Source organism: Methanomethylovorans sp. (assembly GCF_050177135.1).
GTDB lineage: Archaea > Halobacteriota > Methanosarcinia > Methanosarcinales > Methanosarcinaceae > Methanomethylovorans.
Genome location: NZ_JBFXHJ010000130.1, coordinates 1 through 6,162, shown reverse-complemented (window position 1 = coordinate 6,162; position 6,162 = coordinate 1). Strand labels below are relative to the sequence as shown.

The 6,162-nt window shown below is 42.5% G+C and carries 6 protein-coding genes; 1 reads left to right on the top strand and 5 read right to left on the bottom strand.

The features are described from left to right. The first annotated feature begins 148 nt into the window (after positions 1-148). Positions 149-937: an HD domain-containing protein gene (locus AB7U21_RS09625; RefSeq protein WP_428388629.1), complete on the top strand. Its 789-nt coding sequence runs from the start codon at positions 149-151 to the stop codon at positions 935-937. Positions 938-997: 60 nt separating this feature from the next. Here AB7U21_RS09625 and AB7U21_RS09620 read toward each other — a convergent pair whose 3' ends face one another. The 5 genes from AB7U21_RS09620 to AB7U21_RS09600 form a co-directional block, all read right to left on the bottom strand. Next, complete coding sequence (locus AB7U21_RS09620) at positions 998-2,410, bottom strand: sodium:solute symporter family protein (RefSeq protein ID WP_333788046.1); 1,413 nt, start codon at positions 2,408-2,410, stop codon at positions 998-1,000. A 393-nt stretch (positions 2,411-2,803) separates the two neighbouring features. Beyond that, positions 2,804-3,433 (bottom strand): DUF3267 domain-containing protein, encoded by a 630-nt coding sequence (locus AB7U21_RS09615; RefSeq protein WP_428388627.1) that lies wholly within the window; start codon positions 3,431-3,433, stop codon positions 2,804-2,806. Between the two features lie 22 nt (positions 3,434-3,455). After that, positions 3,456-4,073 carry a DUF998 domain-containing protein gene (locus AB7U21_RS09610; protein ID WP_428388625.1) on the bottom strand — a complete coding sequence of 206 codons (618 nt, stop codon included), beginning with the start codon at positions 4,071-4,073 and terminating at the stop codon, positions 3,456-3,458. A gap of 59 nt (positions 4,074-4,132) precedes the next feature. Further along, the gene (locus AB7U21_RS09605; protein ID WP_428388623.1) at positions 4,133-4,909 is read right to left on the bottom strand and encodes a LysE family transporter; all 777 of its coding nucleotides are present in this window, start codon (positions 4,907-4,909) and stop codon (positions 4,133-4,135) included. A 23-nt stretch (positions 4,910-4,932) separates the two neighbouring features. Further along, positions 4,933-6,162, bottom strand: a 1,230-nt coding sequence (locus AB7U21_RS09600; protein ID WP_428388621.1) for a PGF-pre-PGF domain-containing protein, incomplete at its 5' end; no start/stop codon positions are given.

The window sequence follows — 6,162 nt, the reverse complement described above, 5'->3', positions numbered from 1 at the left end:
AGTCAAGTGATCTTACAGAAATTTACTGTTTAGTTGCATGGTCGCTCAAATGTTTCCATGCAGCTATATTTCTGTTGTTCTCCTTTGATCATCATTTTTTGTTATCCCTACAGAAAAACTGATATTTCCAAAAGGGTTATGGATATCGATGAAAAAAGAGGATTTTCTTAATTTGAAGGCATGGTTTAAGGATTATGTGAGATCTTTCCATTCAGAAGATACATTGATCCTTCAAAACGTCAGGCTTAAAGAAGAACACACCAGCCGTGTATGTGAAAATTCCTCTCGGATCGCAATATCTGAAAAACTGGATGAAGAAGACTATTATCTTGCCGTTACAATTGCTCTTCTTCATGACATAGGCCGTTTTGAGCAAATAAGCAAGTACAAGACTTTCCATGACTCTGAATCGGAGAACCATGCTCTTCTGGGTGTAAGGGTATTACGATCTGCAGGGGTGCTGTCATTTTTATCTAAAAAAGAACAAGACATCATCTTTACAGCTATCGAGAACCATAACCTGCAAAAGATCCCGGATGGACTTGACGGAAAAACTCTTCTTCATTCGAAACTGGTGAGAGATGCGGACAAAGTGGATATCTACAAAGTTCTAACTGACTTCTATCTTATAAAGGCCATATCTCCAAATCCTGCTCTTGAGCATGGATTGCCCGATGATGAGAAATATTCTGCACATTTGATACAGGATATTTTCAATAATAAGATCTCAAGCATAAAAGGCGTCAGAAACTGCAATGATATGAATCTGACCCGCCTTACCTGGTTATTCGATCTGAATTTTATCGAAACTTTCAGACTTGTTAAGGAAAGAGGCTACATTGAAAAAATGATCGCCACTTTTCCACAAAACAGTGAAACAAATGCGGTTCATGTCCACCTGAACAAATATCTGGATTCAATGCTGGACAATGCTTAATTAATGAAGAGGAGTCTTGTTCCTCTTCAGCACTTGAGTTTGGATCCTTCTCTGTTCTTATTAATTGCTCATCTCAGAAGGTAGATCTTTGTTACTGAACAGACTTCCTCCTATGTATGCTAAAGTTCCGCAGATCAGACCAATGAAGACTGTATGTATCAGCGGATCTCCATAGTATTGCCACAGTACCACAGAACCAAATGAGGCTACAAGGCTGGCAACAAATCCTGTAGAGGTGCCACGGTCCCAATATAATCCAAATATCAGGGGGACAAAAACGCAGCATGCAATGACACCCATACTTGCAGAGACCAGCGGAACTATCATTTGCGGCACGTCCACAGCGAAAAATGCCGCCACTATTATTATGATCACTCCTGCAATTCGTGTCATCAAAAGCACCCGGTCATCAGAGGTTGAAGGGCGCAGGAACTTAAGGATATCTGAGGTCAGAGCTGTCGTTGTGACCAGAACTATAGCACTCATAGTTGACATAGCGGCAGAGATAGCTGCTAAAAGTACGATGCCATCAAATCCAGACGGCAGTAGTGATGTTGCAAGGAATGGTACAAGTCCATCCGGGTTTGCTATGAAGGGGGCCAGCTCCTCTGAGGTGAATACCCCATATGCCAGAATTCCCAGAGAAAATATGCATAAGGCGTAAATTGCAACGGATATAGGACCATAGATACCTGCAAAACGAACTACTCTCCTGTCCCTGGCAGAGAATATCATTATCAACAGATCAGGCAGTGCCAGGAGGCCCAAACTGATAGCGAATGCATTTCCAAAGCTCTTTTGCCAGGGTACTACATTTCCGCCCATGTTCAGCACTGCATCAGGGATGTTGTTCCATATCATCATTCCCTCTCCACTGGAAATAAGTCCTCCGTAAAGTAATACTGAGCCTGCCAGCATTATCAGTCCCTGCAGGAAACTTATCCAGAGAATTGCAGGCAACCCTCCGATAGCATAATAGAGGGCAACGATCCCAACTGCTATTATGAGTCCCTGAACATATGTAACTCCTAACAGTCCCTGAAGCAGATTTCCACAGCCCTTAAAGATAGCGACCAGATAGACCGTGTACATCACCAGCATGATCCCCGCAAGCAGAACCTTACCTTTCTGGGAGTTGTATCTGCGTTCCAGCAACTGGGGTACAGTTCTGGCATCGTAATGCTGAGCCATCGCCCATATCTTTGGTGCGATCAGGAAAGCTAAGCAGGCGAAGGCTACGTGGAAGAATACAGCCCAGATGACCCAGGGCAGACCGGCAACCAGGCCAAAGCCTCCGCCTCCCAGAAATGATGCCGCACTAAAGTATGCAGCCATATAGGCTATGCCTATCACGGCAGGGTACATCACCTGGCGATCTGATATCACAAATCCTGAAAAGGTTCCCTGCTTGAGCTTAAGGGAGAGTGAGATTATTCCGATTACATATATTACCAGAAGGACCTGGTTAATCATGATCCCGCCTCAATATGAAAAAAAATGTAGTTCCCAACATAACCACAACTGAAATGATCAGGACAAGGTAAGGCAGAGGCATTATGTATTCTCTCCTGCTTCCGAATTCTTTGTCTTCTTTTCAATGTTCGAAAAGCGATTGTTTATGTATATCAAATTGCTCCTCTTCTTAAATGCACGTATAAAGACTCAAATGTACTTAAAAGGGCATTATAGTTTAAATATGTTGTTATTCATACTTCTTTTTCCAAAAGTCTTGATGTAATAAGTCAAGGATAGCAGTTCTTTTACCCATAAAATGCATCAACAGATCAAAGTGAATCTTCTTTCAATCCTTGATATCGATAGGTACTGGCTGGGCTTGGAGCAGAGCTATCAGGATCGTAACTGTTTTTATTTCCAGTAAGTTCTCTTCCCATTTACTGTAATATATGAACCAGAAGGCACCTGGTACAATATAAGGATCAATGTCAGGATGTCCACCGAAGAGGCCATTGAATTCAGCAAGATCAAGAACATTAAATATGGGGTCAGCAAGCTGAGAGATCCCAATAGAATGGGCAAAAGAACTGAAATGCTGACAAAGGGGGCAATTGTGATGAACACATACCGCATTTTAGAGATATTTTCTTCCGAATAGACAAATCCGCCATAGTATGTGATGCCCAGATATGTCTTGTCCGATTTCCTAAAAATTGGAATGAATATCAGGTGTAAGAGCTCATGTATGATCACAAGTACTATTAAGATCAGAATAGCTACAAGATTAATGTTCAGAGAGATCGATGATGGATGGATACCGAACATCAATGGTGATACCGGTACGAACAGATCGATAATCACCAATGTTATAAAGAGATTAATAACCATTAATGGGATCGAGAGCATGATGGTAGAGAAGAGGCTTTTTGGTTCATGCAGTACTGTCCAGTGCTCCATGATAAGCTGTGCATGTCTTTCAGAGTTGGATTCCGGTATTTTGGATGTTATCCTGATGGACATCTCTCCTTTCTTTTCTTTCATATAATATGCCATTTAAATTAATTTATTCTGCACTTCCCATGAGATAACCACCAAAACCTGTTACCCAGAGCGCAATCGGGTATGCGATCCATCTTTCAAGTCCCCCCATGCCAAATATCGTAAAAGGGCTCGACTGTCCGAGAATATAATAAAGCAGCAGGTCCAGCAATGCTATGGATCCCAGTATCACAGAGAAGTATCTGAAAGGTGATGTTGTTACCTTGTAGCTCATTATGGCAGCCAGACCTCCAAAGATGAATGTGATGAGCGCAGATATGCCATGTACTGCGCCATAGTTCCCAGGAAAGATACCCACTCCCAATGCACCGATCCCGAACAAGACAATGGGTAAGGTAACTATACTTCTGTACAGAGCACGGTGGATATAAAGAGCAGAAAGTATTATGCAAAGACCGCAAACCATCATACTGACATTGAATATTGTCGCAGAAGGCTGGATTATAATGCTGTTAGGTGGTTCAGTAGCACCCAGGTCACTGATCATGTTCTGTGCAGTATTATAGCCGGGGTACAGTGTTTCAGCAGTGATGATCCCGAGGAATATCACAACACCAGCAATGAACAGCAGTGCTCCTGCAATATTCTGGTAGTGCTCAGGGGGCTTTTGTTTATCTATCATAGGCATCCTGTCAGAATTGGTGCTGGATGAATTAAGATTTATGCTGTATTACAGCTAGGTCATATCATCGCAGAAAAAGCATTATAGTTCAGCAGGAACCAGAAACCGAAAACTGTCATGAACCCTCCGCAAATATAAAGCACTCTTTTATGGGTGCGTGAAGAAATAAGTTCCTTGCCTCTGGAGAAGGGTGAAGATACAGCTACAAGGAACCCAAGGTCTGCGATCCAGTGGCCTGCGATAAAAGCGATGACAGCAAGTATTCCTGCCATATATTCCTGCAGGATAATGGCACTGCCGGCTGTTAACCACCAAATAACAAAAGTAGGGTTCAATACAGAAGTAAGTATCCCTGCAGATACAGGACCTGATGTCAGGTCCAGTTTAGAGGCCGAAGCAGCAAAGTCTGTTGTGCCTGTTTCTTTCGCGCTTTTCATCAGAACCACCCCAAACAGAAGCATCACCATACCGCCCATTATAGCTATGTATGACATCATGCTCTCACCGATGATGGATACTGCCCCTAACAGGATAAGCAGGAATATGCCAAGTTCTGCAAGAGCATGACCACTGAATACATATAAGCCTGTTTTCCAGCCCTTTTTCAGGGATATTCCAATGGTTGCGAACATCATAGGTCCGGGTATCAATGCAGCAGATATGCCGACTGTAAATCCCAGGAGAAGTGCCTTGATAAGTTCAATTATGAATATCACCAGAACAAGATCAGATGTAGTGAATATACCGTGTGTGATATATAAAGTAATTGAATCTTTTTGTAAAAATGAATACTGATCACCACTATGGAATCCAGTGATCAGGTTCCGTATGCACATCTTCTATCGTGTGTTGTGTCTATTCACTTTCTCTTTTTGTAGTATCGATAAACCATCCCAGATATGACTAATATTATGGAAGCTATTGTAAATTTTGAAAGATATCCAAATTTATCTCCAGACGATTTGTCCTGATCTTCAAGTGAATCTCTTTCGCTATCATTGTTATTTGATCTAATTATCTGACCCAGAAGCTTTGTTCCATTATCTGATGTATCATTTTCTGCGCCTGATGTCTGTGTCAGAAATTCAGTTGTTTTCTCTTCTGCACTGATGGCAAAAGGTGAAAATCCAGGTGTTTCCGATTCGTAGTACACATACCGTTCATCTTCATCCATGATCCTTGTAGGCAGTTCATTCCAGACATCAGAACTGTACCTGTAAAGTCTGATAGATGTTTTTTCAACATCATTATTAGCCATCCATGATCGTAATACCTTAAATCCGATCACAGGATCCGCGATATTACTTTCTGTGGCAAAACCAGTTTTTCCCACCCAGATGTTCACATTCTGGTAAACCTTACCAGGTGCGTCACTTCTGGTAAAGGATGATCTGCCATTGAGTGCCTCTACAACAGCTGTTATTTTTCCGGAGTTCTTCAAAGCTGTGAACTCCACATATCCTATACTGTTCTTTTCTTCAGTGAACTCATATTTTATGTTCGTGTCCTTGCTGATGAATACAGTTTCAGGGTCCTTTACAATTATATTTGCAAGGCTTTCACCACTGGTACCTCCTCCCCCTCCGCCACCACCCCCACCACCTGATGATGAGCTGGAAGATGTAGATCTTTCCACAGTTATAGTTACTGTTGATGACAAAGTTCCGGCATATACTGTGATATTGGTCATTCCTTGGTCAAGAGCTCTGAAATATCCGGTAGAACCATCGATCGTTGCAACGGTAGGGTTGCTGCTTTCCCATCGGAACGAAGTGCTAATAGAATTATTGTTCTCATCAAATGCTTCAGCTTCGAATGTTGTGCGGCTTCCAGTGTAGTAAGTCGTCTGCTCTGGTGTGAAACTGAGGGAATCTATTGCATCCGCTGCGCCACTGACAACTATAGCGCAGGGCTGTGGTCCCATTGGGACCGACGCGCCGGCCACTTTTACAGTGTACCAGCCGGCTTCAGGCTCTTCAAAGAGCACTTGTTCCACGTTGTTAATTGTGTCATTTACTACAACTTCGGTGCCATCAGGCTGCACTACAAGAAGTGTAAGGTCATTCACAAGCTCTTTTTGTGCAAGCTC